This window comes from Acidovorax sp. GW821-FHT09A11 (assembly GCF_059418365.1).
Genome location: NZ_JBWKPS010000007.1, coordinates 24575 through 50675 on the forward strand (window position 1 = coordinate 24575; position 26101 = coordinate 50675).

22 protein-coding genes are annotated in these 26101 nt (G+C 69.9%); 8 read left to right on the plus strand and 14 right to left on the minus strand.

What is annotated here, in order from left to right; genetic code table 11:
* Window positions 1-6: 6 nt before the first annotated feature.
* From paaD to AC07PV_RS18060, 7 genes are all read right to left on the minus strand, one after another.
* On the minus strand, window positions 7-546 hold the full coding sequence (gene paaD / locus AC07PV_RS18030; RefSeq protein WP_494630957.1) for a 1,2-phenylacetyl-CoA epoxidase subunit PaaD: 540 nt from the start codon (window positions 544-546) through the stop codon (window positions 7-9).
* On the minus strand, window positions 546-1322 hold the full coding sequence (paaC, locus tag AC07PV_RS18035) for a 1,2-phenylacetyl-CoA epoxidase subunit PaaC (RefSeq protein ID WP_494630959.1): 777 nt from the start codon (window positions 1320-1322) through the stop codon (window positions 546-548). Before paaC ends, paaD begins: the two co-directional genes overlap by 1 nt.
* Window positions 1323-1333: 11 nt before the next feature.
* Window positions 1334-1657 carry a 1,2-phenylacetyl-CoA epoxidase subunit PaaB gene (gene paaB, locus AC07PV_RS18040; RefSeq protein WP_218296905.1) on the minus strand — a complete coding sequence of 108 codons (324 nt, stop codon included), beginning with the start codon at window positions 1655-1657 and terminating at the stop codon, window positions 1334-1336.
* Window positions 1658-1765: 108 nt separating this feature from the next.
* On the minus strand, window positions 1766-2779 hold the full coding sequence (gene paaA, locus AC07PV_RS18045) for a 1,2-phenylacetyl-CoA epoxidase subunit PaaA (protein ID WP_494630960.1): 1014 nt from the start codon (window positions 2777-2779) through the stop codon (window positions 1766-1768).
* A gap of 22 nt (window positions 2780-2801) precedes the next feature.
* Window positions 2802-4109, minus strand: a complete 1308-nt coding sequence (gene paaK, locus AC07PV_RS18050; protein ID WP_494630961.1) for a phenylacetate--CoA ligase PaaK — start codon at window positions 4107-4109, stop codon at window positions 2802-2804.
* Between the two features lie 34 nt (window positions 4110-4143).
* Window positions 4144-4605, minus strand: coding sequence for a hydroxyphenylacetyl-CoA thioesterase PaaI (gene paaI / locus AC07PV_RS18055; protein WP_494630962.1), 462 nt, complete (start codon window positions 4603-4605; stop codon window positions 4144-4146).
* 7 nt (window positions 4606-4612) lie between these two features.
* A complete protein-coding gene (locus tag AC07PV_RS18060; protein WP_494630964.1) occupies window positions 4613-5416 on the minus strand; it encodes an enoyl-CoA hydratase-related protein in 804 nt (267 codons plus the stop codon).
* A gap of 144 nt (window positions 5417-5560) precedes the next feature.
* Here AC07PV_RS18060 and paaN point away from each other — a divergent pair, with 144 nt between their 5' ends.
* A complete protein-coding gene (gene paaN / locus AC07PV_RS18065; RefSeq protein WP_494630965.1) occupies window positions 5561-7240 on the plus strand; it encodes a phenylacetic acid degradation protein PaaN in 1680 nt (559 codons plus the stop codon).
* A gap of 65 nt (window positions 7241-7305) precedes the next feature.
* Here paaN and AC07PV_RS18070 read toward each other — a convergent pair whose 3' ends face one another.
* From AC07PV_RS18070 to AC07PV_RS18080, 3 genes are all read right to left on the minus strand, one after another.
* Window positions 7306-8526, minus strand: coding sequence for an MFS transporter (locus tag AC07PV_RS18070; RefSeq protein ID WP_494631053.1), 1221 nt, complete (start codon window positions 8524-8526; stop codon window positions 7306-7308).
* An 82-nt stretch (window positions 8527-8608) separates the two neighbouring features.
* Window positions 8609-9943 (minus strand): sulfatase family protein, encoded by a 1335-nt coding sequence (locus AC07PV_RS18075; RefSeq protein WP_218296899.1) that lies wholly within the window; start codon window positions 9941-9943, stop codon window positions 8609-8611.
* A 147-nt stretch (window positions 9944-10090) separates the two neighbouring features.
* Entirely contained in the window at window positions 10091-11044 is a 954-nt protein-coding gene (locus AC07PV_RS18080; RefSeq protein WP_494630966.1) for a tripartite tricarboxylate transporter substrate-binding protein, read from the minus strand.
* Between the two features lie 107 nt (window positions 11045-11151).
* Here AC07PV_RS18080 and AC07PV_RS18085 point away from each other — a divergent pair, with 107 nt between their 5' ends.
* The 4 genes from AC07PV_RS18085 (at window position 11152) to AC07PV_RS18100 (ending at window position 15622) form a co-directional block, all read left to right on the plus strand.
* Window positions 11152-11709 (plus strand): MarR family winged helix-turn-helix transcriptional regulator, encoded by a 558-nt coding sequence (locus AC07PV_RS18085; RefSeq protein ID WP_082486043.1) that lies wholly within the window; start codon window positions 11152-11154, stop codon window positions 11707-11709.
* A gap of 163 nt (window positions 11710-11872) precedes the next feature.
* A complete protein-coding gene (locus AC07PV_RS18090; RefSeq protein WP_494630967.1) occupies window positions 11873-13453 on the plus strand; it encodes an MFS transporter in 1581 nt (526 codons plus the stop codon).
* Between the two features lie 157 nt (window positions 13454-13610).
* Window positions 13611-14723 (plus strand): uroporphyrinogen decarboxylase, encoded by a 1113-nt coding sequence (gene hemE / locus AC07PV_RS18095; RefSeq protein WP_494630968.1) that lies wholly within the window; start codon window positions 13611-13613, stop codon window positions 14721-14723.
* Between the two features lie 14 nt (window positions 14724-14737).
* Complete coding sequence (locus AC07PV_RS18100) at window positions 14738-15622, plus strand: helix-turn-helix transcriptional regulator (protein WP_494630969.1); 885 nt, start codon at window positions 14738-14740, stop codon at window positions 15620-15622.
* A gap of 6 nt (window positions 15623-15628) precedes the next feature.
* Here AC07PV_RS18100 and AC07PV_RS18105 read toward each other — a convergent pair whose 3' ends face one another.
* A complete protein-coding gene (locus tag AC07PV_RS18105; protein ID WP_494631054.1) occupies window positions 15629-16072 on the minus strand; it encodes a NuoB/complex I 20 kDa subunit family protein in 444 nt (147 codons plus the stop codon).
* An 840-nt stretch (window positions 16073-16912) separates the two neighbouring features.
* Here AC07PV_RS18105 and priA point away from each other — a divergent pair.
* Window positions 16913-19036, plus strand: coding sequence for a replication restart helicase PriA (gene priA, locus AC07PV_RS18110; protein ID WP_494630970.1), 2124 nt, complete (start codon window positions 16913-16915; stop codon window positions 19034-19036).
* 140 nt (window positions 19037-19176) lie between these two features.
* Here the strand turns inward: priA and AC07PV_RS18115 are convergent, their stop codons facing one another.
* Window positions 19177-20049 carry an alpha/beta hydrolase gene (locus AC07PV_RS18115; RefSeq protein ID WP_218296891.1) on the minus strand — a complete coding sequence of 291 codons (873 nt, stop codon included), beginning with the start codon at window positions 20047-20049 and terminating at the stop codon, window positions 19177-19179.
* A 401-nt stretch (window positions 20050-20450) separates the two neighbouring features.
* Between AC07PV_RS18115 and AC07PV_RS18120 the strand changes: the two genes are divergently transcribed.
* The gene (locus AC07PV_RS18120; protein ID WP_494630972.1) at window positions 20451-21179 is read left to right on the plus strand and encodes a hypothetical protein; all 729 of its coding nucleotides are present in this window, start codon (window positions 20451-20453) and stop codon (window positions 21177-21179) included.
* A gap of 80 nt (window positions 21180-21259) precedes the next feature.
* Here AC07PV_RS18120 and AC07PV_RS18125 read toward each other — a convergent pair whose 3' ends face one another.
* Window positions 21260-22213: an AEC family transporter gene (locus AC07PV_RS18125; protein WP_218296889.1), complete on the minus strand. Its 954-nt coding sequence runs from the start codon at window positions 22211-22213 to the stop codon at window positions 21260-21262.
* 134 nt (window positions 22214-22347) lie between these two features.
* Window positions 22348-23625 carry an ABC transporter substrate-binding protein gene (locus tag AC07PV_RS18130; RefSeq protein ID WP_494630973.1) on the minus strand — a complete coding sequence of 426 codons (1278 nt, stop codon included), beginning with the start codon at window positions 23623-23625 and terminating at the stop codon, window positions 22348-22350.
* A gap of 277 nt (window positions 23626-23902) precedes the next feature.
* On the opposite strand from AC07PV_RS18130, the gene AC07PV_RS18135 reads away from it, so the two are divergent.
* Complete coding sequence (locus AC07PV_RS18135) at window positions 23903-26002, plus strand: ATP-dependent helicase (RefSeq protein WP_494630974.1); 2100 nt, start codon at window positions 23903-23905, stop codon at window positions 26000-26002.
* Window positions 26003-26101: the final 99 nt, after the last annotated feature.

Below are 26101 nucleotides of genomic sequence, written 5' to 3' on the forward strand. Positions count from 1 at the left end.
TGGCCGTCACAGCGGCTTGAAATGTTCGAAGGGCTCGCGGCAGGCCATGCAGCGGTACAGCGCCTTGCAGGCCGTGGAGCCGAAGGCCGAGAGCCGCTCGGTCTGCAGGCTGCCGCAGCGCGGGCAGGCCAGCGCCGGTGCGGCTGCGGTGCGCGGCATGAAGCGCAGCGGCACCTCGGTGCCCGGCGGCAGCGGGCCGGGCGGTGCGATGCCGTAGGCCAGCAGGCGGGCGCGGCCGCGTTCGGTGATCCAGTCGGTGGTCCAGGCCGGGGCGCGCTGCAGCGTGGCATGGGCCGGGCCCAGGCCGGCCGCCTCGATGGCGGCGAGCACGTCGCGCTCGATGGCCTCGGTGGCGGGACAGCCCGAATAGGTGGGCGTGAGCACGATCTCCAGGCCATTGCCCGCCAGGCGCACGGCGCGCACGATGCCCAGGTCGCACACGGAGACCGCGGGCACCTCGGGGTCGGGCACGCCGTCGAGCACCTGCCAAGCGCGGGCAATGCGCGCGTCGGCGGTCTCAAAAGGCGCCACGGCTTCGGCCATCATCACCACACGCCTCCGGGAAAGCTGCGCTGCAGGTACTGCATCTCGGTCAGGATGTAGCCCATGTGCTCGCTGTGCACGCCCTGCTTTCCGGTGCTGCGGAACGCTGACTCCTGGGGCGTGGCCAGGCTGGCAGCGGCCAGGATCTGCGCCATCTCGCCGGTCCAGGCGTCCTGCAGGTCGGCCCAGCGCGGGCCCAGACCGGTGGCGTGGGCGGATTCGTCCACCGCGTCGACCACGAAAAGCTCGGGCGTGTAGCGCCACAGGGCCTTCAAGGCCGCTTCGGTGCGGCGGCGCGATTCGGCCGTGCCGTCGCCCAGGCGCACGACCCAGTCGGCCGCATGCTGCTGGTGGTAGCGCGCCTCCTTGACTGCCTTGCCGGCAATGGCGGCCAGCTCCGTGTCGCTGGAGGTGGCCAGGCGCTCCCACAGCAGCTTGAAGAGGGTGGCCACCATGGCATTGCGCACCACGGTGAAGGCGAAGTCACCGCGCGGCAGCTCCACCAGGGTCACGTTGACATAGTCGCGCTCGTCGCGCAAAAAGGCCAGCTGGTCCTCGTCGTGGCCACGGCCTTCGATCTGCCCGGCCCGGGTGAGCACGGCGCGCGCCTGGCCCACGAGGTCCAGCGCCATGTTGGACAGGGCGATGTCCTCTTCGAGCACGGGGCCGTGGCCGCACCATTCGGACAGGCGCTGGGCGAGGATGAGGCAGGTATCGCCGATGCGCAGCAGGTACTGCACGGCCGGGTCCTGGCTGGTGTGGATGCTGGTGGCTTGCATGGCAGTGGCGCTCACATGTGGTCCACGGACTCGGGCAGCACGTAGAAGGTGGGGTGGCGGTAGACCTTGTCCTGCGCCGGGTCGAAGTACATGGACTTCTCGCCGGGGTCGCTGGCCACGATCTGGTCGGAGCGCACGACCCAGACGCTGGTGCCTTCCTGGCGCCGGGTGTAGACGTCGCGCGCCAGCTGGATGGCCATCTTCGGGTCGGCGGCGTGCAGGCTGCCGCAGTGCTTGTGGTCCAGCCCGGCCTTGCTGCGCACAAAGACCTCCCAAAGGGGCCATTCGGTGGCGGTCGCAGAGGTCGCGGCGTCAGAAGGGGCGTTGGTGCTCATGGGGTTTCCGGACATTCGTTAAATGCGTTGCACTACTTTTTGATAGCTATTAGCGCTTTATGGATAAGCGCTAGAGGCCTTTTTTTATTCAGATTCTTTGCGGTGATATCAGGCGGCAGCCTTCACCGGCGCGTACTTGGCCGCGTGCGCAAGGGCCGCTTCGCGCACCCAGGCGCCGTCTTCCCAGGCTTTCACGCGGGCGCCCAGGCGCTCTTCGTTGCAGGGGCCGTCGCCGCCGATCACGCGCCAGAACTCGCTCCAGTCGATGGCGCCGTAGTCGTGCGCCTGGCGCTCCTCGTTCCATTGCAGGTCGGGGTCGGGCAGGGTCACGCCCAGCACCTTGGCCTGCTCGACGGTGGCGTCGATGAACTTCTGGCGCAGCGTGTCGTTGGAGACGCGCTTGATGCCCCAGCGCATGGATTGCGCGGAGTTGGGCGACTGGTCATCGGGCGGGCCGAACATCATGATGGAGGGCCACCACCAGCGGTTGACCGCGTCCTGCACCATGGCGCGCTGGGCGTCGGTGCCCTGCTGCATCATGGTGAGCAGCGCGTCGTAGCCCTGGCGCTGGTGGAAGCTCTCCTCGCGGCAGATGCGCACCATGGCCCGCGCGTAGGGCGCGTACGAGCAGCGGCAGATCGGCACCTGGTTCATGATGGCCGCGCCATCGACCAGCCAGCCGATGGTGCCCATGTCGGCCCAGGTCAGCGTGGGGTAGTTGAAGATGGAGCTGTACTTGGCGCGCCCGGTGTGCAGCGCATCCAGCATCTGGTCGCGCGAGCTGCCCAGGGTTTCGGCCGCGGCGTACAGGTACAGGCCGTGGCCGCCCTCGTCCTGTACCTTGGCCAGCAGGATGGCCTTGCGCTTGAGCGTGGGCGCGCGCGATATCCAGTTGCCCTCGGGCAGCATGCCGACGATCTCCGAGTGCGCATGCTGGCTGATCTGGCGCAGCAGGGTCTTGCGGTAGTGCTCGGGCATCCAGTCCTTGGCCTCGATGAATTCGCCCGCGTCGATGCGCGCGTCGAACGCCTCCTGGCGCTGCATCTCCTCGGCGCTGCGCAAGGCCTTGTTGCCGGCGTCGCCGCCTTCCTTGCCCATGGTGTCCATGGCCTGGGTGTACATGGTGTCGTCCTTTCGTGAAGGGTTAGCGTGGGCGCTGGTCGATCACGCGGCGGGCCTTGCCCACCAGCGTGCGTTCGATGGAATCGGTGGCCAGCACCTCGACCTGGCAGGTGATGCCCACCAGGGTCTTGATGCGCTGCTGCACCCAGCCGGTAAGGTCGGGGCGCTCGCCGTCGGCCACGCCGGGCTGCAGCTCGCAGCGCACGGTGACCTGGTCGAGGTTGCCGTCGCGCGCCACCAGGATCTGGTACTGGCCCGAGAGCTTTTCGTTCTGCAGCACGATCTCTTCGATCTGCGTGGGGAACACGTTCACGCCGCGGATGATGAGCATGTCGTCCGAGCGGCCCACGATCTTGCCCATGCGGCGGAACGCGCGCGAGGTCGGCGGCAAGAGGCGCGTGAGGTCGCGCGTGCGGTAGCGGATCATGGGCAGCGCCTCCTTGCTCAGCGAGGTGAAGACGAGTTCGCCCTCCTGGCCGTCGGGCAGCACCTCGCCCGTCTCGGGGTCGATGATCTCGGGGTAGAAGTGGTCTTCCCAGACCACCGGGCCATCCTTGCTCTCGATGCACTCGCTGGCCACGCCCGGGCCCATCACTTCGGACAGGCCGTAGATGTCCACCGCGTCGATGCCGGCCTTGGTCTCGATCTCGCGGCGCATGGCCTCGGTCCAGGGCTCGGCGCCGAAGATGCCCACCTTGAGCGAGCTCTCGCGCGGGTCCAGCCCCTGGCGCACGAACTCCTCGTTGATGACCTGCATGTACGAGGGCGTGACCATGATGATGCTGGGCCCGAAATCGCGGATCAGCTGCACCTGCTTTTCGGTCTGGCCGCCCGACATGGGGATCACCGTGCAGCCTGCGCGCTCAGCGCCGTAGTGCGCGCCCAGGCCGCCCGTGAACAGGCCGTAGCCATAAGCCACATGGATCAGGTCGCCAGCGCGCCCACCCGCTGCGCGGATGGACCGTGCCACCAGGTCGGCCCAGGTGTCGATGTCCTTGAGCGTGTAGCCCACCACCGTGGGCTTGCCCGTGGTGCCCGAGGAGGCGTGGATGCGTGCCACCTTTTCGCGCGGCACGGCGAACATGCCGAAAGGGTAGTTGTCGCGCAGGTCCTTCTTGACCGTGAAGGGGAACCTGGAGAGGTCGGACAGCTGCGTCAGGTCGGACGGGTGCACGCCCTTGGCATCGAAGGCGCGTCGGTAGTGCGGCACATTGTCGTAGGCGTGCTGCAGCGTCCAGCGCAGGCGCTGCAGCTGCAGCGCCTGGACTTCATCGCGGCTGGCGGTTTCGATGGGCTCCAGGTCGCCCGGAGCGGGTTGGCGCACGGCCATGGATGTCTCCTGTGGATGGGATGTTGTTCTGTCGTCAGCGGGCGGCATCGAGCGGCACGGTGGGCTTGCCCTTCATGCAGTACGAGCGGCCGCGGAACACGGCGATGGCCTCTCCGCGCTGGTTGTGCACGTTCACGTCATACACGCCGGTGCGGCCGGCCAGCGAGACCTCGGTGGCCACGGCGGTGAGGCGGTCGCCCTCGCGCGCGGGCGCCAGGAAGTCGATGGACAGGCCCGAGGCCACGGTCATGTCGTTGCGCGCATTGCACGAGAAGGCGAACGCCGAGTCGGCCAGCGTGGTGATGAAGCCGCCGTGGCAGATGTCGAAGCCGTTGAGCATGTCGGCGCGCACGGTCATCTCGAGCGTGGCCCGGCCCGGCGCGATGGCCGTGATGGCGATGCCCAGGCCCTGCGTGGCGCGGTCGTTGGCGAGCATGCCGGTGCGCACATGCTCGGCGATGGCCTGGGGGTCCATGGGGGAGGTGGTGGAGTCCATGGGTCGCTCAGCGGTCTTTGAACACGGGAGCGCGCTTGCCGATGAAGGCCTCGACGCCCTCACGATAGTCGGCCGAGGCGCCCAGCGTGCGCTGCACGGCCGCCTCACGGGCCAGGGCCTGGCCGTAGTCCATCTGCGCGGCGGCATCGATCGCATTGCGCGTGGCGACCAGCGCCTTCACGGGCATGGCGGCCAGCCGCTGGGCCAGGGCCTGGGCTTCGTCCTGCAGCGCCGCGTCGTCCACGCAGCGCCAGATCAGGCCCAGGCGCTCGGCATCGGCGGCGGGCAGCTTGTCGCCCAGCAGCGCCAGGCCCAGGGCCTGCGCACGGCCCACCAGGCGCGGCAGCAGCCAGGTGCCGCCGGTGTCGGGCACCAGCCCGATCTTGGTGAAGGCCTGGATGAAGCTGGCCGAGCGCGCGGCCAGCACCAGGTCGCACGAGAGCGCCAGGTTGGCACCCGCGCCGGCGGCCACACCGTTGACGGCGGCCACCACGGGGATGGGCATGCTGCGGATGCGCAGGCACAGCGGGCCGTAGAGTTTCTCGATCACTTCACCCAGGTCCTTGGGCGCGGCGCCGGGCGTGAGGTCGGGCGCCACGGCCGGGTCGGCCAGGTCCTGCCCGGCGCAGAAGGCCCGGCCCGTGCCCGTGAGCACCACGCAGCGCACCTCGGCGTTGGCCGCAGCGGCCTCCAGGGCGTCCAGCAGTTGCGCATGCAACTCGGCGGTAAAGCTGTTGAGCGCGGCGGGCCGGTGGAGCGCCAGTGTTTGCACGGCGCCCGACTGCGTCACAAGGACAAGGGGTTCAGACATGGATGCTCCTGCCTACCAAAGTGGGGAAACGTTGTATTGATCGGCCGCAAACATTATTGACCGACCGTTCGGTAGAGAATAAACTTTCCACAACCCTGACACAAGTCAAACCCCTCAGGGCAAACCCTTAACGGAGACAAATACATGCCCCTGTTCGATACGCACCGTGCCCTGCTCGATGGCGCCCTGGACGCCCTGGCCACGCGCGGCCACTGGACGCCCTTCCCCGAATCGCCCTCCCCCAAGGTCTATGGCGAGACCGGCCAGGCCGACGGCCAGGCGGCCGTGGCCGCCCTGCTGGGCAAGGATTTCCCGCTGCAGCAGCCCGGTGAACAGGGCCGGCTGGCGACAGAACGCTCGCCCTACGGCGTGGCGCTGGATGTGCGCTACCCCGACTGCGACGTGCACGCGCTGGTGGCAGCGGCCCAGGCGGCCGAACCCGCGTGGCAGGCACTGGGCGCGCAAGGCCGCGTGGGCGTGCTGCTGGAGGCGCTCATGCGCATCCACCGCCGCAGCCATGAGATCGCCCACGCCGTGATGCTGACCACCGGCCAGGGCCCGATGATGGCCTTCCAGGCCGGGGGCCCGCACGCCCAGGACCGCGCGCTCGAAGCCATCGCCTACGCCTGGAAGGCCATGGCCGACGTGCCCGGCCAGGCGCTGTGGGACAAGCCCCAGGGCAAGAACCCGCCGCTGGTGATGCAAAAGCACTACGAGATCGTGGGCCGCGGCGTCGCGCTGGTGGTCGGCTGCGCCACCTTCCCCACCTGGAACACCTACCCCGGCCTGTTCGCCGCGCTGGCCACGGGCAACCCGGTCATCGTCAAGCCCCATCCCCATGCCGTGCTGCCGGCCGCGATCTCGGTGAACATCCTGCGCGAGGTGCTGGCCGAGCAGGGGCTGGACCCGAACACCGTGACCCTGGCGCTGAGCCCCCGCGCCGAAGACACCCAGGCCCTGGCCACGCACAGCGCGGTGGCCAGCATCGACTTCACGGGCAGCAACCAGTTCGGCCGCTGGCTGATCGACAACGCCCGCCAGGCGCGCGTGTATGCCGAGATGGCCGGCGTGAACACGGTGATCATCGAATCCACCGACCAGTACGCGGCCCTGCTGCGCAACCTGGCGTTCACGCTGTCGCTGTACAGCGGCCAGATGTGCACCACCACGCAGAACCTCCTGGTGCCGCGCTGCGGCATCGCCACCGACGAAGGGCACAAGAGCTTCGAGCAGGTGTGCGCGGACCTCGCCGCCGCCGTGACCGAGCTGGCCTCGAACCCGCGCGTGGCCACCTCGGTGCTGGGCGCCGTGGGCTCGCCCGAGACCGTGGCGCGCATGCAGCGGGCCAGCGGCCAGGGCCGCCTGGTGCTGGCCTCGCGCGCCCTGCCCCACCCCGATTTCGCGAACGCACAGATCCACACGCCCGTGATCGTGGCGCTGGAGCAGGCCGACAGCGCCATCTACGGCCAGGAATGCTTCGGCCCCGTGTCCTACCTGGTGGCCACCGATTCGGGCGCCGCCAGCCTGCAGGTGGCCGAGGCCACGCTGCGCGCGCATGGCGCGCTGACGCTGGGCGTGTACTCCACCGACCGCGCCTACATCGACGCCGCCATCGCCCTGGGCCGGCGCACGCGCGTGGCCCTGTCCATCAACCTCACGCAGGGGGTGTTCGTGAACCAGTCGGCCTCGTTCTCGGACTACCACGCCACGGGGGGCAACCCGGCCGCCAACGCCAGCTACACCAACCTGGCCTTCGTGGCCGACCGCTTCGTGATCGTGCAGCGGCGCGAGCATGTGCAGGCGGGGTCCGCTACGGCAGCGTGATCGGGCGGGCGGCAGGTGGCGGGGCGCCCGGCCCCTGCCCGCTCCGCCGGGACGTGTTTGCGGTCTCAGGCCGGGTGCTGCCAGCGCACCCACCACGACAGCCCCATGCCCACCACCGAAGCCACGCCGGTGACCGCCCAGGTGAAATGCCAGCCGCCCGCCAGGCCCGCCACCCAGGCCACCAGCGGCGGGCCCAGGAACTGGCCACAGGCCGAGCACTGCTGCACCCAACCCATCGTGGTGGACACCGTACTCTCGCTGGGTGCCAGCCGTACCGCCAGGGCAAACAAGGTGGCGGGAATCATCCCGCCCACGGCCGAAAACGCCACCACGGCAGCGAAACGAAGGACCGGGCCATCGCCCGCGAAGGGGCTGAAGGCCACCACCGTCGCCAATGCCGTGCCGCCGAAACCGATGACCAACAGATGGTGCGTGCGCCAACCCGCCCGCATCAAGCCGCCGGCCCCCAGGTTCCCCACCACGTTGGCCGCGCAGGCCAGTGCGGTCAGCGCACCCGCAGCCACGCCGCTGACGCCCGCCTGCATGTAGATGGAGGGCAGAAACCCGATGACGGCCAGCCACTGGCAGGAGTACATGCCAAACGCCACCGCCACCACCCAGGGCCCGGGACTGGCCAGGGTGAGCCGCAGCCGCCGCGCCAGAAGCACCACCGCGGGAGGCGGCGGGTCGGTGCGCGGCCGCGCCACGGTGGTTCGCCGTGCATCCGGGCCAACGGCCAGGGCCAGCCAGAGCCCCGCGCAGCCCGCCAGCACACCCAGCAGCCCCCACCAAGCCTGCCAGTTCCACAGCCCCATGACCACCGGCCCTGCCAGAAGCGCCAGGGCAACGCCGGCGGGCATGTAGGCCCCCCACAGCCCCATGAAGGCGGGCAGCCTGGCAGCGGGCACCAACTGCCGCATCAAGCTGGGCGCCGGCAGCACAACCCACAGGAAACCCAGCCCCTCCAGCGCCCGCAATGCCAGCAGGTCCGCCGCCTGGCGGGCCCACACGCCCGCCAGGCTGGCGATACACAACACGCCCAGCCCATACAGCATGCTGCGCCGCAGGCCAAAACCATCGGCCAGCGCCCCCACCAGAACGCCGAGCAGCATGCCCGCCAGCTGGACCGCCGACAGCAGGAAGCCCGCCTCGACAAGCGAGACCCCCAGCGTCTCCCGCAGCACGGTGATGGCGGGTGGGATCTTGCCGATGTGCAGCGCGGCCGCGAGCCCCGCCAGAAACACGGCGATGGGCGCGCGCAGGGGAAAGGAAGTCAACGGGGGCATCTTCAAGGCATGGATTCGGAAGGAAGGCGGGCGGATGGCATGCGCCCCCCACACCATAGCCGACAGCCCCGCCGGCCGCCCGTCACCGCTGCGGCATGTCCTTGACCGAGTAGCCCAGGCTCACCGTCGCGTCGTCCGGGATCGCGGGCATGGACGCATTCCATGCCTCCCAGGCCGCGCGCATCGTCCGCAGCCGCTCGGGTTCCACGGGAGCCCGGTTGGCGCGCTCGCGTTCGTCCTGCGACAGATCGAACAGGTAGTCGTTGCCGTCCACACGCAGGTATTTCCAGTCGCCCTGGCGCATGGCGCGCTGGCCCCGGTGGTTCATGCGCCAGAACAGGGGCGGCGCATCGTGCAGGGCGGCATCGCGCAGCAGCGGCATCAGCGAGCGGCCGTCGAGCGGGTAGTCCCCATGCGCCGCCACGCCGGCCGCATCGAGCATCGTGGCCGACCAGTCCATGGTCATGCAGGTCTGCGGGCTCACGCCGCCCGGCGCGATCACGGCGGGCCAGTGGGCGATCCACGGCACGCGGATCCCGCCTTCGGTCAGGTCCATCTTGCCGCCCACCAGGGGCCAGTTGTCCGAGAAGCGCTCGCCGCCGTTGTCGCTGGTGAAGACCACCAGCGTGTCGCGCTCGATGCCGTGGCGGCGCAGCGCGTCCATCAGGCGGCCAATCCCTTCATCCATGTGGTGGATCATGCGGCGGTAGGTCTCGATGTTGCCGCCATGCAGGTGAAACAGGTTGCCCTTCACCTCCTGCGCCAGCGCCCCGTCATCGCGCGTCTCCCACGGCCAGTGGGGCGCCGTGTAGTGCAGGCTCAGAAAGAACGGCGTGCCGGCCTGTGCGCCCGGCGCCATGCGCTCCACGTAGCCGAGCGCATGGTCGGTGATGAGGTCGGTGAGGTAGCCGTCCTGCTGTTTTTCCTCTTCGCCCAGGTACAGGTCATGGGTGCCGTTGGAACTGCAGTGCGTAAAGTAGTCCACCCCGCCCGACATGGGGCCGAAGAACTCTTCGTAGCCTGACTGCAGCGGCCCGAAGGCCGGCGGGTAGCCCAGGTGCCATTTGCCCATGAGCGCCGTGCGGTAGCCGCCCGCGCGCAGCAGCGAGGGCAGCGTGGGGTGCGACGGCGGCAGGCCCAGCGTGGTGCTGCCCCGGCTCTTGCTGTTGATGGGCTCCTCAGCCGCGCCGCGCAGGCGGTACTGGTAGCGCGCCGTCATCAGCGCGAAGCGCGTGGGCGAGCACACGGGCGAGTTGGAATAACCCTGGGTGAGCTTCAAGCCCTGCGCGGCCAGGCCGTCGAGCACGGGCGAGACCGGGCCGAAGGCCGCTTCGCGCCCGCCGTAGCAGCCCAGGTCGGCATAGCCCAGGTCGTCGGCGACGATGAAGATAATGTTGGGGCGGGTTTTGATGGTCATCTCGAAGTCCAGTTTCACTAAACCGCGCCCATTGCCTTTGCAACAGGCACGGCCGAGGCGAGGGGCGGCAAGCAAGGGCCGCCCCGCAGCAAGGCCGCCGTCCCCTTCGAGGGAGACGCGGCAAAGCCGCTCAGGGGGTGCTTCCTGTCAAGGCTTGAAGCCCGAGCGCTGCACGACCGGCGCCCACTGCGCGCGGTAGGCCTTGAGCATGGCATCGGTCTGGGCCATGGTCGCCACCACGGGTTCCATCTTGGCGGTCTCGAACTTGCGCTGGGTGTCGGGGTCCTTCATCACCTCCACGATCAGCCCGGCCAGGCGTTCGGCCTGGGCCTTGGGCATGCTCATCGGGGCGAAGAAGGTGTTCCAGCCGGTGGCGGCCAGGTCCATGCCGGCTTCCTTGAAGGTGGGAATCTTCGGGTCCAGCGGGCTGCGCTTGGCGCTCGACACGGCCAGGATGCGAATCTTGCCGGCCTCGTGCTGGGGCAGCAGGGTGTCGAAGGTGTCGAACGCCACGGGCACCTGCCCGCCCAGCAGGTCGTTGAGCAGCGGCGCCGAGCCCCGGTAGCCCACCACCTCGGCGCGCACCTTGGCGGCATCGCCCACCATCAGCCCGAAGAAATGCGGCAGGCTGCCCGTGGCCGGCACGCCGAAGTTGGCCTTGTCGGGGTTGGCGCGCAGCCAGGCCATCAGGTGCGGCAGCTCCTTGACCGGCACGGCGCTGGCCACAGCCACGCCGAACTCATAGCTGTTGACATGGCTCACGGGGCGGAAGTCGCGCTCGGGGTCGTAGCCCGCGTCGGGGAACACCAGGGGCGCCACCAGCATGACGGCGGGGTTCGCCAGCAGCAGCGTGGGCTGGTTGGCGGGCGCGGCTTTCACGGCCTGGGCCGACAGGCGGCCGCCCGCACCGGTCTTGTTCTCCACGATGACGGGCGTGCCGAGCTTGGTGCCCAGCTTGTCGGCCACGATGCGGGCCACGCGGTCTGTCGCGCCGCCGGGGGCGTAGCCGACGACGATGCGCAAGGGCGTGTCCTGCGCCTGGGCCAAGGTGGCGCACAGGGCGAGCGCGGCGGTCAGCACGAGGGCGAGGGGTTTTCGCATGGTCGGGTCTCCAGGCAGTGGCAGTGGCAAAGAGTAGGCAGCGAGCGAAAGAGCGTCGCCGCGCGGCCCACTGTATTGGGCCCACAATCGATTGATCTAATCAATTCATGCCCGGAGATACCCTGATGCCCGCGCCCTCCCCGGCCACGCCAGCGGCCAGCCGGCTGGCCGACCCACTGGTGGCCCACGACCTGCTGATGTACCGCCTGAACCGCCTGCTGGCGGTGGCTGGCAGTCTGGTGGTGCGGCTGTGCGAAGGCGGTTACGGCATCACGCGGCGCGAATGGGGCCTGCTCATGGTGCTGGCGCAGCACCCGGGCCTGCCGCCGGCGGAGCTGGCCCTGCGCCTGGGGCTGGACCGGGCCCGCACCTCGCGCGCCATCACCTCGCTGCTGGCCAAGAAGCTGCTCATCCGCGAGGCCATGCCGGGCGACCGCCGCCAGGCCGTGCTGTCGCTCACGCCTTCCGGGCAGGCGGTGCACGATGGGCTGTTCCCGCAGGTCAAGGCGCTCAACCAGGAGCTGCTGGCCGGGCTGGACGCGCACGCGGTGCAGAGCCTGGACCAGGCCCTGGCCGACATGCAGCAGCGCGCCGAGGCGCTGGTCGCCACCCGCACCGACGTACCGCGCACCTACCGGCTGCGCGGCGGGCGGCACACAGATTGAAGGGGATGCGCGCGGCACTGCCCCAAAACAGGGAACCGGCGATATCCTCCAGAGCGGGGCTCGCGGCCACAAGCCGCTGAGCGCACCCCACGACGACAGACGACCGCACCACGACGAACCCGCGGCCGACCCCGGCCCACACCCACCGCCCCACCATCCATTCATGTCGCAGCCATCAACCTCTTTGTGGAGCCCCTTGCGCCAACCAGCATTCCGGGGCCTGTGGGTCTGCGGTGGCGTGTTCTTCATCGGCAGCGGCATGCAGACCATGGCCGCGGCCTGGCTGATGGTGGAGCTCACGGGTTCGTCGTTCCTGGCGGCGCTGGTGCAGACGGCGGTGTTCATGCCGATGTTCCTGCTGGCTCTGCCGGCGGGTGTGCTGGCCGACACGACGGACAGGCGGCGCCTGATCTCGGGCGCGCTGCTGGCGCAGGTGGGGGCCAGCGTGCTGCTCACGCTGCTAGTGCTGGGCGGCTGGGGCGGGCCCGCGTCGGTGCTGTTTCTGGTGTTCATCTGCGGCTGCTGCACGGCGGTGCTGACACCGGCGTGGAACTCATCGGTCATCGACCCGGTGCCGCGCGATGAATGGCCACAGGCCATCACCGCCGTGAGCATTGCCTACAACGCCGCGCGCGCCATCGGGCCGACGCTTGCGGGGCTGGTGTTTGCCCAACTAGGAGCGGGGTGGGTGTTTGCCGTCACCGTGACCACCACGCTGGTGATGTGGGAGTCGATCCGCCGCTGGCCGCCCAAGGCCCACCCGCCCTCCAAGCTGCCCGCAGAGCGCCTGTGGGGCGGCACGCTGAGCGGCCTGCGCTTTGCCTGGCACTCGCGCATCATCCTGGCCCAGCTGGTGCGCGTGATGGCATTCAGCGCCGCGGGCTCGGCCCTGTGGGCGCTGCTGCCCGTCATCGCCCAACGCCTGGGCACGGGGGCGCCGGGCTTCGGCCTGCTGATGGGGTGCCTGGGCACCGGCGCCGTGGCGGTGGGCCTGGTGCTGGGGCGGCTGCGCGCGCGCTTTGGTATGGAGATCATCGTGGGCGCAGGCGGCGTGGTGTTTGCCGCCGCCATGCTGGTCGCTGCCATGACCAAGATCGCGTGGGTGGTGTACATCGCCATGCTGTTTGCGGGCGCGGCGTGGATGTCGGCCATGTCCACCTTCAACACCGCCACCCAGGCCAGCGCTCCACAGTGGGTGCGCTCGCGCGCGGTGGCCATGCACATGGTGGCGGCGCTGGGCGCGTTTGCGATGGGCTCGGCCTTCTGGGGGGCGGCGTCGGACATCGTGGGCCTGGCCCCCACGCTGTACACAGCCGCCGCGCTCATGGGGGCCGGGCTGCTGCTGGCGCGGCCCATGCCGCTGCGCATGGGCGCGCTGCACGAGGTGACGCAGGCCACGCCCTGGGACGAACTCTTCATCGAAGCCGAGCCCCTGCCCGAGGCCGGCCCGGTCGCCGTGGAGGTGGGCTACCGCATCGCGCCCGGCACGGACGCCGAGTTCCTGGACACCATCAGCCGCATGAAGGCCCCGCGCCGCCGCGACGGCGCCACCTTCTGGCGCGTGTACAAGGACCTGGGCGAGCCCTCGCGCTATGTGGAGCGGTTCATCGTTGAATCTTGGGCCGACTATTTGCACCAGCGCGCCCGCGCCACCATGGCCGACCAGGCGCTGGAGACCGAGGTGCGTGCATTTTTGGCGCCCGGCGAGGTTGTGCGCATGTCGCACTACATCGCTGAGAGATAGTTAGCTCCCCCTGAGCCGCTTCGCGTCTTCCCCCTGAGCGGGACGCCACCCGTGGACCGGCAAGGCCTGATCCACAGTGGCGCTGGCCTGGGGTGCGCCAGTGTCAGTCGCAGCACACTGTGCCGGGCCTCGCCGTCCACCCTGCGACAATTGCAGGATGAGCTTTGCCCCCCTCTCCAACGACACCTTCCTGCGTGCCTGCCGCCGCCAGGCCACCGACTACACGCCCTTGTGGCTCATGCGCCAGGCGGGGCGCTATCTGCCGGAGTACAAGGCCACGCGTGCCAAGGCGGGCAGCTTCATGGGCTTGGCCACCAACGTGGACTACGCCACCGAGGTCACGCTGCAGCCCCTGGAGCGTTTTCCGCTCGATGCGGCCATCCTGTTCAGCGACATCCTCACCGTGCCCGACGCGATGGGCCTGGGCCTGTCGTTCGCCGAGGGCGAGGGACCGCGCTTTGCCAAGGTGGTGCGCGACGAAGCCGCTGTGGATCAGCTGGCCGTGCCCGACATGGACAAGCTGCGCTACGTGTTCAACGCCGTCACCAGCATCCGCAAGGCCCTGAACGGCCGCGTACCGCTGATCGGCTTCTCGGGCAGCCCCTGGACGCTGGCCTGCTACATGGTCGAAGGCAAGGGCAGCGACGACTATCGGCTGGTCAAGAGCCTGATGTACGCGCGGCCCGACCTGATGCACCGCATCCTGGCCATCAACGCCGACAGCGTGGCCGCCTACCTCAATGCCCAGATCGACGCGGGCGCCCAGGCCGTGATGGTGTTCGACAGCTGGGGCGGCGTGCTGGCCGACGGCGCCTTCCAGGAGTTCAGCCTGGCGTACACGAAACGGGTGCTGGCACAGCTCAAGCGCACCGGCGTGGACGGCACCGACGTGCCGCGCATCGTCTTCACCAAGGGCGGTGGCATCTGGCTGCCGGACATGAACGACCTGGACTGCGAAGTGCTGGGCCTGGACTGGACGGCCAACCTGGGCCATGCCCGCGCCATCGTCGGCGGCCAGGTCGGCGGCCCCGGCAAGGCGCTGCAGGGCAACATCGACCCGAACGTGCTGTTTGCGCCGCCCGCGCAGATCGCCACCCAGGTGCGCCACGTGCTGGACAGCTTTGGCAAGCCCCACACTGACCGCAGCACCACCGGCCCCACACACATCTTCAACCTGGGCCACGGCATCAGCCAGTTCACGCCACCCGAGCATGTGGCCGCGCTGGTCGAGGCGGTGCACGGCCATTCCCGGGCGCAGCGCCAGGGCTGAACCGGCCACCAGCGATGGCGGCACTGCCCGCATCGGCCCTGCTGGCGCCCCCGCCCGCGCTCGCCGGCTGCGTGCGCGCCTACATCTGGCGCGACCTGGCCGCGCTGCCCGCCGGCGCTCCGCGCGACACGCGGGTGCCGGCCAGCCCGTACCCCGGAATCCTCTGGCTGGTGCGCGGCGCCGTGCACCTGCATGAATGCGCGGGCCAGGCCACGGACCAATGGCTGCCCCGCACGGCGCTCTCGGGAGCGCACCGGCACGCCTACCACTCCACCTCCGAACCCGCGGGCGACTTCTTCTGCCTGGCCTTCCAGCCCGGCGCGCTCGCGCTGCTGACGGGGCAGGACCTGCAGCCCCTCACCGACCGCGTGCAGGACGCGCGCGACTGGCTGCCCGCCGGCCCCGGGCGCGCCGACTGGCTTTGCTGGCTCGAGGCGATGCACGCCGCCCCCGGCCACGGTGCCCGCATGGCCCTGTGCGAGGCGTTCCTGGCGCCCCGCTGGACCGCCGTGGCGCGGCAGCATGCGGCGTGGCTGCGCGTGCTGCAGGGGCGCTGGGAGCGCCCGGCGCGCCAGGCCCTCGCCCGGGAGCTGGGCTGGACGCCCCGCCACCTGCAGCGGCGCGCGCACCAGATCACCGGCCTGCGCCCCGGCGAGGTCGAGCGCATGCTGCGCGCCGAGCACGCCCTGCTGGCCATGCGCGACGCGGGCGCGAGCGTCGTCGACGCGGCCTTGCGGCACGGCTACGCCGACCAGGCCCATTTCAGCCGCGAGGCACGCACGCTCTACGAGCGCCCCCCCGCGGCGCTCAGGACCCACGCGCAACAGCCCGCCGACGACGCGGACTGGCTGCTGCGCCGGCCCGCGCAAATGCCAGCGGCGCCTGGCGCGCGGCGCTAGCCGGTGCTAGCGCGGGATGACCCGGGGCCGCCGGATCCGGCCCTGCAGCTGCAGGATGCCGTAGAGCAGCGCCTCGGCCGTGGGCGGGCAGCCGGGCACGTACACATCCACCGGCACGATGCGGTCGCAGCCCCGCACCACTGAGTAGCTGTAGTGGTAGTAGCCTCCGCCATTGGCGCACGAGCCCATGGAGATCACGTAGCGGGGCTCGGGCATCTGGTCGTAGACCTTGCGGATGGCGGGCGCCATCTTGTTGGTCAGCGTGCCGGCCACGATCATCAGGTCGCTGTGGCGCGGACTGGAGCGCGGGATGATGCCGAAGCGGTCCAGGTCGTAGCGCGCCATGGCCGCGTGCATCATCTCCACGGCGCAGCAGGCCAGGCCAAAGGTCATGAACCACAGGCTGTCGGAGCGCGCGGCCTGGAACACGTCGTCCAGCCGGGCCAGCATGAATCCATCGCGCTCCAGCGTGGGAGCCGCCTCGGCGGGGAAAGGGAGGTGGGAGGAGGAGGAGGAAGCCATGGCGGCATCTTGGCGAGGCCGCTGCCCGCCGTCTTGAAGCAAAGCGACCTCAGGGCCGCCCGCCGCGCCCTGCGACAATGCCCGGCCGCGCGGGCGCATTTCCAGCCAGTCCGTGCGGCCGAAGGCCTGACTTATGCACAAAACTGGCGCAGGACCCGCGCCGTCCGCGCGGCGCGGCACGCCGGGCAGGCCCGAACGGAAATATTCTCAACCAGCACGTAAGTCATTGATTTCAAAGGATGTAGCAGGACTGCTTTTTTTGCGGGCATTCCGGCGAAAGCACGGCGGCACAAGGGCTTGCACGCCAAACACAGGGGATATCAACAAAGTTATCCACAGAAATTCTGGATTTCTCGCAAAACCTGAGGCAAATCAAGCACTTGCGGCCTACATCGCAGGAAAGCCTCAGCAGGGAATGGGGCGGCTAGCACAATTTTGGGGCTTCCCCGGGCCTTGACGGCCGATCGATGTTCGACTTATGCACACAAATCTTGATGCGACGCAACATAATCGGGCCCGGCAGCCTTAGCACAGAATTTGTACCGAAAATCCTTCAGATGATTGATTCATAAGGATTTTTTGGAGCTGCCGATTTTGTGTGCAATCTGTTCAGGCCCAGTATTCATGCGGGTCGGCAGGGTGCCGGGGCAGGATGTCAACAAAGTTATCCACAGAAAGACGGGATTACTCGCTCGCTCCAACAAATCAAGCACTTAGCCCCCGAACCTCCACACCGCCTCCACAAGCCTCTGTAACTCGCTCCTGTCCGTGTCCGCCCCCCTCGCCATCGTCCACGTCGCGCTGCACACCCCGTCCCACAGCGGCGTGGGGGACCTGCTCAGCTACGCCAGCCCCCAGGCCCTGCCGCCCGGCACGCTGGTGCGGGTGCCGCTCGGAAGCCGCGAAGTGCTGGGCGTGGTGTGGGACGCGGCCGAGGGCACCGGCGAGTTGCCCGAGGGGGCCACCCTGCGCCCCATCGCGGGCGTGCTGGAGGGCGTGGCCCCGCTGGACCTGCCCTGGCGCCGCCTGGTGGCCTTTGCCGCGCGCTACTACCAGCGCGCGCTGGGCGAAGTGGCGCTGGCGGCCCTGCCGCCCCAGCTGCGCGATTTGCGGCCCGAGCAGCTGGCCCGCCGCCTGCGCCGCCCCGCGAAGGCGGCCGGGGACACCACGGACGCTATGCAAACAATAGCAATCACCGCTGAACAGGAAAGCGCCAGGGCCCGGATTTCTTCAGAATCCGGCCCCTTCCTGCTGTTCGGCAGCACCGGCAGCGGCAAGACCGAGGTGTACCTGCGCTGCGCCCAGGAGATGCTGGAGGCGGACCCGGCGGCGCAGGCGCTGGTGATGGTGCCCGAGATCAACCTCACGCCCCAGCTGGAGGAGCGCTTCGTCTCCCGCTTCGCCCCGCGGTTCGGCGCGGGGGCCGTCGTCTCGCTGCACAGCGGCATGACGAACCCCCAGCGCCTCAAGAGCTGGCTGGCCGCGCACGGCGGCGCCGCGCGCATCGTGCTGGGCACGCGCATGGCGGTGTTCGCGAGCATGCCGGGCCTCAAGCTCATCGTGGTCGACGAGGAGCACGACCCCAGCTACAAGCAGCAGGAGGGCGCCCGCTACTCCGCGCGCGACCTGGCCATCTGGCGGGGGCGCGAGCAGGGCGCCAAGGTGCTTCTGGGCTCGGCCACGCCTTCGCTGGAAAGCTGGCACGCCAGCCGCCCGCCCACGCCGGACGACCCCGAGGGCGGGCGCTACGCGCGCCTGGCCATGCCCAGCCGGATCGGCGCGGGCGCCCTGGCGCGGGTGCGCCGCGTGGACATGAACCAGCAGCCGCGCCGCGCGATCTTCAGCGCGCCGCTGCTGGCCGCCATCACCGAACGCGTGGCGCGCGGCGAGCAGAGCATGGTGCTGCTCAACCGGCGCGGCTACGCCCCCGTGCTGCACTGCGCCGACTGCGGCTGGAAAAGCGACTGCCCGCACTGCAGCGCCCACCAGGTCTTCCACAAGGCCGACCGCACCCTGCGCTGCCACCACTGCGGCTACACCGTGCGCGTGCCCCGCGCCTGCCCCACCTGCGGCAGCCCCGACATCCACTCCATGGGGCGGGGCACGGAGCAGCTGGAGGAGCAGCTCTCCACCCTGCTGTCCGAGGTGCTGCGGCCCGACCGCACGCCCGCGCGCATCGCCCGCATCGACGCCGATACCACCAAGGCCAAGGGCGCGCTGGAGGCCCAGCTGGCACAGGTGCACGCGGGCGAGGTGGATGTGCTCGTGGGCACGCAGATGATCGCCAAGGGCCATGACTTCCGGCGCATCACGCTGGTGGCGGCCGTGCAGCCGGACGGCGCGCTGTTCAGCAGCGACTTCCGCGCGCCCGAGCGCCTGTTCGCGCTGCTCATGCAGGCCGCCGGCCGCGCGGGGCGCGACGCCGCCTACATGGCCGCGCAGGGCACCCAGTGCGAGATGTGGATCCAGAGCTACCACCCCAAGCACCCGGTGTATGAGGCGCTGCGCACCCACGACTACCCCGCCTTCGCCGCCCAGCAGCTCCAGGAGCGCGAGGAAGCCGCCATGCCCCCGTTCGCCTACCAGGCCCTGGTGCGCGCCGATGCCCGCACGCAGGAGGTGGCCCAGGGCTTCCTGGCCGCCGCCACGGCCGCCGCCCATGCCGCCGGCCTGCCGGGGCTGGACGCGGTCACGCTGTTCCCCCCGGTGCCGCTGACCATCCAGCGCGTGGCCAACGTGGAGCGCGCCCAGATGCTGATGGAAAGCCCGAGCCGCGCCGCGCTGCAGCGCTTCCTGGCCGCCTGGCAGCCGGTGCTGCAGGCCACGCGCGCCCAGCCCGCGCACAAGGGGCTGGTGCGCTGGCTGGTGGATGTGGACCCGCTGGTGATCTAGGCTCGAGATCCAGGATTTTCATGGCCCTGGCGCTTGATGGACATGCGCGGATAGCTATTTAATTGATAGCAAATTCCGCCACGCCCCGCGCATCCTCGCACCCGGCGGATTCCGGGCCGGGGTGCGCGCAGGCCATCCGGTCACCCCTGGCGGCACTGCCGGTCCACGTACTGCAGGGCGTCGGGCAACGCGTCGCGGAACACCAGCCACTCGTGGTCGCCGTCGATCACGCGCAGCTCCACCTGCTTGGGCTGAATCTGGTACATCCGCCAGTACAGGGTGGCCGACATGGGAGCGATGCCCAGGTAGTCGTGGTCGCCCGAGACGATCCACATCGGCACACGCGGCGTGCCCGCCTTGTAGGCGTCGAGCGCCGCCGCGTAGTTCAGCGACTTCCAGGTGTCGGGGTCAAACTGCCCGTCGCGCACGAACTGCGGGGTGCGCCGTGCCGCCGAGGTGTCCGGCGGCAGCGGGTCATAGATGGCGGGGCTGATCACCGCCGCGGCGCAGAACTGCGTGGGGTTGCGCAGCGACAGGTTCAACGCGCCGTAGCCCCCCATCGACAGGCCGCCGATGGCCCGGCCGCTGCGCTCCTTTTGCACGCGGTAGCGCGACTCGACGTAGGGCAGCAGGTCTTTCATGATGGCGGTGCCCGCCTTCTCGGCCGCGCCGTCGGCCCACCACGACGCCGGGCCCGCCGTGGGCATGACCACGACCGACGGGCGGATCAGCCCGCGCTTGATGAGGCCGTCCAGGGTCTCGACCGCGCCCCCCTTGGTGCGCCATTCGTTCTCGTCGCCGCCCGCGCCGTGCAGCAGGTAGACCACGGGATAGTTCACCGTGCCGCCGGGCTGGTAGCCGTCGGGCACATACACCGTGAACTTCACGTCGCGGCCCAGCGCGGCCGAGGGTGCCTGGTCGGCAAACACCTGGCCTGCCTGCGCGGTGGCGGCGGCGGAAAGAACGGCGGCCGCTGCCAGCCAGCTCCGAAAACAAGGCTTCGCAAAACGCATGGAGGTCTCCTCATGAATGGATGGATACGCCCATGCTGCAGTGGCACAGGCGATAGCATTGTGTGCGCACCACGCCACAGTGGACGTTTCGCCGGCGACAGGCGTGGAGGAAGGCCTTCCCGGGCGCTGCGCCCCCCCGACCGTCACGCGCGATGCGGGCGCGCATGCTGGACGACCACACCCATCCGTTCAAGGCCAGGGCGCTGATCCTGTCCGGCGCGATCGGCAGCCCACGGTCGCGCGGGCCCGATAAAACTTGCATGCCGTGGGCTCGCCCCAGATACTGCGGCCTGGCACTCCAGCGCCTCGGGGCGTGGCTGTGCTGCGCGGGTCCGGTGGACCCGGCATCCAGGGCCCGTCGACCGGCCCCGTTCCCCCTTCCCTCGTCAGAAAGCCTGCCAATGACCGCCATTGTTCGTGCCCTGATCTTGCTGGCCCTCCTTGCGGGGGGGACCGCCGTGCGCGCCCAGAACCTGCTCACCAACGGCAACTTCGACGCCGGCCTGGCCGGCTGGAGCACCTGGACGGCGCCGCCGGGCTTCTGGGATGGCACCTGGATCCACAGCAACGATTGCGACATCTGGGTGCCCACCCAGTGCCCCTTCGGGGGGGCGGGCACCTCGCACGCGCAGAAGAAGGGCAGCGGCGCGGGCAATGCGCACGGCGGCCTGTTCCAGACCGTGGCGGTGACCCCCGGGCGGGTGTACCGGCTGCGCGGCGCCTGGTCAGGGGGCGTGACGGGCAATGCGGGCGGCAACGCCACCTGGTGGGAGGTCGTGGCCTACGACGGCGCCGTGGGGGCCGCCACCATCGACGCCGCGCCCGGCCCGCTGGACACGATGATCGCCCGCCGCGACGTCTCGAACCTCGCGCTCAACGGGGTATTCCAGTTCCAGTGGGAGCCGTTCGATGCCACCTTCGCCGCCGCCTCGAGCCAGGTGACCATCGCGCTGAAGACCGGCAGCTTCTTCACCTTCGACGCGGCGGGCTACCACGACGACCTCGTGCTCGAAGAGGTGGCGCCCAGCCAAATTCCCGTCAACTCGCCCTGGGCGCTGGCGATGCTTTGCCTGGTGCTTCTGGTGACCGGTGCCTGGCTGCGGCGGAGCCAGGGGATGCGCCCCAGGTAGGGGGCGGCACAGAATTTCAAGTGCTTCTTGGCCGCCAGCGCTTTGCCAGCAAGCGCTGAAAGCTATCAAAAATATAGCAATCAGGCCAGCAGCGCCACCGCCGCCGAAAAGCTCAGGAACGCCAGCGCCGTGGACACCAGGATGATCCGCGCCACGCGCCCGTTGTTGGCGCCAAACTTCTCGGCCAGCAGCGAGACGTTGCTGGCGCTGGGCAGGGCCGCCAGCAGCACCAGCACCGTGAGCGCGAACGGCGTGAGCGGCACCCCGAGCGCGATGGCCGCCGTGCCCGCGCCCCACACCAGCAGCGGGTGCACCAGCAGCTTGGCCAGCGCGATGGGCACGTAGTCGCGCGCGGGCACCTGCTCGTGCTGGTTCATCTGCGAGCGGGCCAGCACCGCGCCGATGGTGAACAGCGCCACGGGCGAGGCCGCGTCGGCCAGCATGGCGATGGTCTTGTCGACCGGGCCCGGCAGCGTGAACTGCAGGGCCGATGCCAGCGCGCCCAGCGCGATCGACCAGGGCATGGGGTTGGTCGCCATGCCCTTGAAGGCGCTGCGCAGCGCCACGCCCACGCCGTGGGTGCCGGCGCCGTCCAGCCGCGACAGCGCGATGCACAGCGAGCTGGTGATGACCATGTCCACCACGATGGTGACGATGGCCGGGCCCGCGCTTTGCGCGCCCAGCAAGGCCACGAGCAGCGGGACCCCCATGAAGCCCGTGTTGGGAAAGGCGGCCACCAGCGCGCCGAAGGCCGCGTCGTTCCAGCCGATGCGCGCACTGCGCGTGAGCGCCACCGTGCCGCCCACCATGGCCAGGGCGCACACCACGTACACGCCCGCCACGGCCGGGTCCAGCAGCTGCCCGATGGGCGTGCTGGCGCCAAAGCGGTACAGCATGCAGGGCAGCGCGAAATACAGCACGAAGGCATTGAGCCCCGGGATGGCCGGCTGGGGCAGCACGCCGCGCCGCGCGGCCAGATAGCCGCAGAGCACGAGCGCGAAGAAGGGGAAGGTGATGAGCAGGACGGAGAGCACGGGGCTATTGTCCGTGCTGCGCGGCGCGGCCGGTCGCCGGGCGCCGGCGGCGGTCAGCGCAAAGTCAGGCGGGGGCCATCACCCCTGGCGAATGCACGGCGCGAGCGCCGGCGCGGCGGTGCCCTTGCGCGCCACTACTGCTTGCGCTGCACGATCAGGTTGCGCTTGGCGTCCTCGGGGTAGGCGAAGGTGATGGCACCGTTCCTGACCATGCCGATGACCAGCATGTTGCGGGTGATGGCCTCCTTGTCCTGCACGCTGAACGGCTTGTCGTAGGTGGACACCACCCCGTAGTAGGTCTTCATCCTGCCCTCCAGCGATTCCTTGATGGCCTTGCCCGAGAGGTTGCCGTCGCGGATGCCGAGGAAGGAATACATCAGCAGGTACGTGGCGTCGTACGCGTTGGCCGCGGCCATGGGCACGGCCACCTTGCCGTTGTACTTGCGGGTGTAGCTCGACAGGAACGAGGCCCGGCGCTCGTTGCTCGGCTCGGCGATGAAGGTCTGCACCATGAGCGCGCCCTCGGCGGCGTCCTTGGCCCCTTCAAGGAAGAACGGGAAGGACAGCGGCCACGCGCCCACCTGGGGCACCTTCCAGCCCATCGCCTTCTTGCCGTTGGCGATGGTCGCGTTCTCCGGCCCCACGGTGTAGCTGTAGACCACGTTGGCGCCCGCGGCGCGGGCGGCCGCGAGCTCGGCCGTGAGGTCCTTCACGCCCAGGTCGAAGCGCGCCACGTGCACGGGCTTGAGGTTCTTGGCCGCCAGCGCCGCCACCACGTCGGTGTAGCCGCCCTCGCCGTAGCCCGTCTTGTCGGCGAAGATGGCCACCTTGTCCCAGCCGCGCTTGACGATGTCGTCCACCATGAAGGGCGCCTGCAGCGCGTCGCGGGCCTGCACCCGGAAGATGTAGCTGTCGGCGGCCGGGTACCTGGCCGTGACCGCCGTGCCCGTGGAGCACGGCACGATGAGCGGGCTCCTGGCCTCCTGGAACAGGTCGATGGCCTTGAGCGCCACGCCGGTGTTGCAAAAGCCGATGGTGGCGACCACCTTCTCGCCCAGCAGCTCCTGCGAGACCTTGCGGCCCTGGTCCGGGTTGGCGGCGTCGTCCTTGATGACCAGCTCCAGCGGCCGCCCCAGGTAGCCGCCCACGGCGTTGATCTCGTCCACCGCGAGCTTGATGCCGTTGAGCATGGGCACCCCGAAATCCGCCGAAGGCCCCGTGAACGGGCCGACCACGCCGACACGCACCGGGGCGGTGCTGCCCAGCTGCGCGTGCGCCGGGGCCAGCGCGGCGGCGCAGGCCAGCAGGGCGGCGCCCAGGGCCCCACGGCCGCGGCGCCGGCGGGTACCAGGTTGCAGCGGTGCCCGGGCGCGAAGGGGGCGAAGGGCGCGGAGTGGGGCAGGAAGGTGCATGGTGGGACTCGTCACGGCGCGGCCACCCGGATCGGGCGAAAACCGATGGGCGTAGTATCAAAGTGTGACGATCCCGTCCCTAGCGGGGTTTCCCGCAGCGCGGAGGCGGCGTCAGGCCCCTGTCAGACCCCGCCGGGCCCGGGGCCGGCCGCGGCGCAACCCGGCCCCGCCGGAGCGCGCCGGTATCATTGCGCGCTCCGGCGGCGCTGCGGTACGCCCGCCCCTGGGTGCCCCCGGCCCCTTCTTCCTCTCCTGCTTTTTCCTTCTTCCTCCATCCATGTCCGCCGGTCTCAATCTCGCCCAGCTCCAGGCTGTCCACTACACCGACGGGGCCTGCCTGGTGCTGGCCGGCGCGGGCTCGGGCAAGACGCGCGTGATCACGCAGAAGATCGCGCACATGATCGAGAAGGGCATGGAGCCCAGGCGCATCGCCGCCATCACCTTCACCAACAAGGCGGCCGCCGAAATGCGCGAGCGCGCCAAGGGCCTGATCGGCCGGCGCGCCAAGGACGTGCTGGTGTGCACCTTCCACGCTCTGGGCGTGCGCATGGTGCGCGAGGATGGTTCGGTGCTGGGCCTCAAGCCCCAGTTCAGCATCCTGGATGCCGACGACGTGACGGGCATCCTGAAAGAAGCCTCGGGCGGCACCACCGACATGGCCACCGCGCGCCAGTGGCAGTGGGTGATCAGCAAGTGGAAGAACATGGGCCTGACCTCCGAGCAGGCGCTGGCCCAGGCGGCCGACGACAACGAGCGCATCATCGCCACGCTGATGGCGCGCTACGAAGAGCGCCTGGCGGCCTACCAGAGCGTGGACTTCGACGACCTCATCGGCATGCCGCTGCGCCTGCTGCGCGACTTCCCCGAGGTGCGCGCCAAGTGGCAGGCGTCGCTCGGCCACGTGCTGGTGGACGAATACCAGGACACCAACGCCACGCAGTACGAACTGCTCAAGCTGCTGGTGGGCGAGAACGGGCACTTCACGGCCGTGGGCGACGACGACCAGTCCATCTACGGCTGGCGCGGCGCCACGCTGGACAACTTGAAGAAGCTGCCCATCGACTTCCCGCACCTCAAGGTCATCAAGCTGGAGCAGAACTACCGCTCCACCAGCGCCATCCTGCGCGCGGCCAACAACGTGATCGGGCCCAACCCCAAGCTGTTTCCGAAAACGCTGTTCTCCGAGCTGGGCGAGGGCGAGCCCGTGCGCGTGGTGGACGCCGACAGCGAAGAGCACGAGGCCGAACGCGCCGTGGCCCGCATCCAGAGCCTGCGCGCGGCCAGCAACCCGCCGCCCGACTGGAAGTCCTTCGCCATCCTGTACCGCGCCAACCACCAGGCCAAGCCGTTCGAGAAGGCGCTGCGCAAGGCCAACATTCCCTACAAGGTCTCGGGCGGCACCAGCTTCTTCGACCGCGCCGAGATCAAGGACCTGTGCGCCTGGTTCCGGCTGTGGATCAACAACGACGATGACCCGGCGTTCCTGCGCGCCATCACCACGCCCAAGCGCGGCATCGGCCACACCACGCTGGCGGCGCTGGGCGCGTTCGCCACGCAGCACAAGCAGAGCATGTTCGGCGCGCTGTTCAACGGCATGCTGCCGGCGGCCGTGCCCAAGCGGGCCATGGACGGCCTGCATGAATTCGGCCGCTACATCAACTACCTGGAGTACAGCGCGCGCCGCGTGCATGGCGCCGAGGAGTCGCGCACCTTCCTGAACGAGTGGCTCAAGGAGATCGGCTACGAGCAGCACCTGTACGACAACGAGGACAGCGAAAAGGTGGCCGCCGCGCGCTGGAGCAATGTGATGGAGTTCTGCGACTGGATGGCCCAGCGCGCGGGCGGCCAGATCGACGACACGGCGGGCGCCGTGGTGGCCAAGGAGACCAAGAGCCTGCTGGAGGTGTCGCAGACCATCGCGCTGCTGTCCACCATCAGTGAGCGCGAGCAGGAGCAGGACATGGTGACGCTGTCGACCCTGCACGCGAGCAAGGGCCTGGAGTGGCCGCACGTGGTGCTGGTGGGCGTGACCGAAGGCATGCTGCCGTTCAAGCTCGACGACGACGAGGGGCGCCAGCAGAAGGTGAGCGACGACACGCTGCAGCGCCTGCAGGAAGAGCGCCGCCTGATGTACGTGGGCATCACACGCGCGCAGCGCACGCTGGCCGTGAGCTGGACCAAGCGGCGCAAGAAGGGCCGCGAGATGGTGGCCGCGCAGCCCAGCCGCTTCATCGCCGAGATGGGCCTGGACAAGACCACCGCCCGCGAAGACCCGCGCGAGAAGCTCAAGGCCCTGCGCGCCGAATTCGCCGCCAAGGCCCAGGCGACGAGCGCGGCCAACGCCGCCGTGGCCGCCCAGCCCGCGCCCACGGCCTGAGGCGCCCCATGCCCCGGCCGGCACCCGCTCGCCCCCGCCCCGCGCCCCGGCGGGGGGCTGCTTTTATTTTGATAGCTATCAGCGCTTATCCTACAAGTG

Coding starts and splice junctions, on each gene's coding strand:
- paaD (WP_494630957.1), bottom strand. CDS start 546: ATGATGGCCGAAGCCGTGGCGCCTTTTGAGACCGCCGACGCGCGCATT.
- paaC (WP_494630959.1), bottom strand. CDS start 1,322: ATGCAAGCCACCAGCATCCACACCAGCCAGGACCCGGCCGTGCAGTAC.
- paaB (WP_218296905.1), bottom strand. CDS start 1,657: ATGAGCACCAACGCCCCTTCTGACGCCGCGACCTCTGCGACCGCCACC.
- paaA (WP_494630960.1), bottom strand. CDS start 2,779: ATGTACACCCAGGCCATGGACACCATGGGCAAGGAAGGCGGCGACGCC.
- paaK (WP_494630961.1), bottom strand. CDS start 4,109: ATGGCCGTGCGCCAACCCGCTCCGGGCGACCTGGAGCCCATCGAAACC.
- paaI (WP_494630962.1), bottom strand. CDS start 4,605: ATGGACTCCACCACCTCCCCCATGGACCCCCAGGCCATCGCCGAGCAT.
- AC07PV_RS18060 (WP_494630964.1), bottom strand. CDS start 5,416: ATGTCTGAACCCCTTGTCCTTGTGACGCAGTCGGGCGCCGTGCAAACA.
- paaN (WP_494630965.1), top strand. CDS start 5,561: ATGCCCCTGTTCGATACGCACCGTGCCCTGCTCGATGGCGCCCTGGAC.
- AC07PV_RS18070 (WP_494631053.1), bottom strand. CDS start 8,526: ATGCCCCCGTTGACTTCCTTTCCCCTGCGCGCGCCCATCGCCGTGTTT.
- AC07PV_RS18075 (WP_218296899.1), bottom strand. CDS start 9,943: ATGACCATCAAAACCCGCCCCAACATTATCTTCATCGTCGCCGACGAC.
- AC07PV_RS18080 (WP_494630966.1), bottom strand. CDS start 11,044: ATGCGAAAACCCCTCGCCCTCGTGCTGACCGCCGCGCTCGCCCTGTGC.
- AC07PV_RS18085 (WP_082486043.1), top strand. CDS start 11,152: ATGCCCGGAGATACCCTGATGCCCGCGCCCTCCCCGGCCACGCCAGCG.
- AC07PV_RS18090 (WP_494630967.1), top strand. CDS start 11,873: ATGTCGCAGCCATCAACCTCTTTGTGGAGCCCCTTGCGCCAACCAGCA.
- hemE (WP_494630968.1), top strand. CDS start 13,611: ATGAGCTTTGCCCCCCTCTCCAACGACACCTTCCTGCGTGCCTGCCGC.
- AC07PV_RS18100 (WP_494630969.1), top strand. CDS start 14,738: ATGGCGGCACTGCCCGCATCGGCCCTGCTGGCGCCCCCGCCCGCGCTC.
- AC07PV_RS18105 (WP_494631054.1), bottom strand. CDS start 16,072: ATGCTGGCCCGGCTGGACGACGTGTTCCAGGCCGCGCGCTCCGACAGC.
- AC07PV_RS18115 (WP_218296891.1), bottom strand. CDS start 20,049: ATGCGTTTTGCGAAGCCTTGTTTTCGGAGCTGGCTGGCAGCGGCCGCC.
- AC07PV_RS18120 (WP_494630972.1), top strand. CDS start 20,451: ATGACCGCCATTGTTCGTGCCCTGATCTTGCTGGCCCTCCTTGCGGGG.
- AC07PV_RS18130 (WP_494630973.1), bottom strand. CDS start 23,625: ATGCACCTTCCTGCCCCACTCCGCGCCCTTCGCCCCCTTCGCGCCCGG.
- AC07PV_RS18135 (WP_494630974.1), top strand. CDS start 23,903: ATGTCCGCCGGTCTCAATCTCGCCCAGCTCCAGGCTGTCCACTACACC.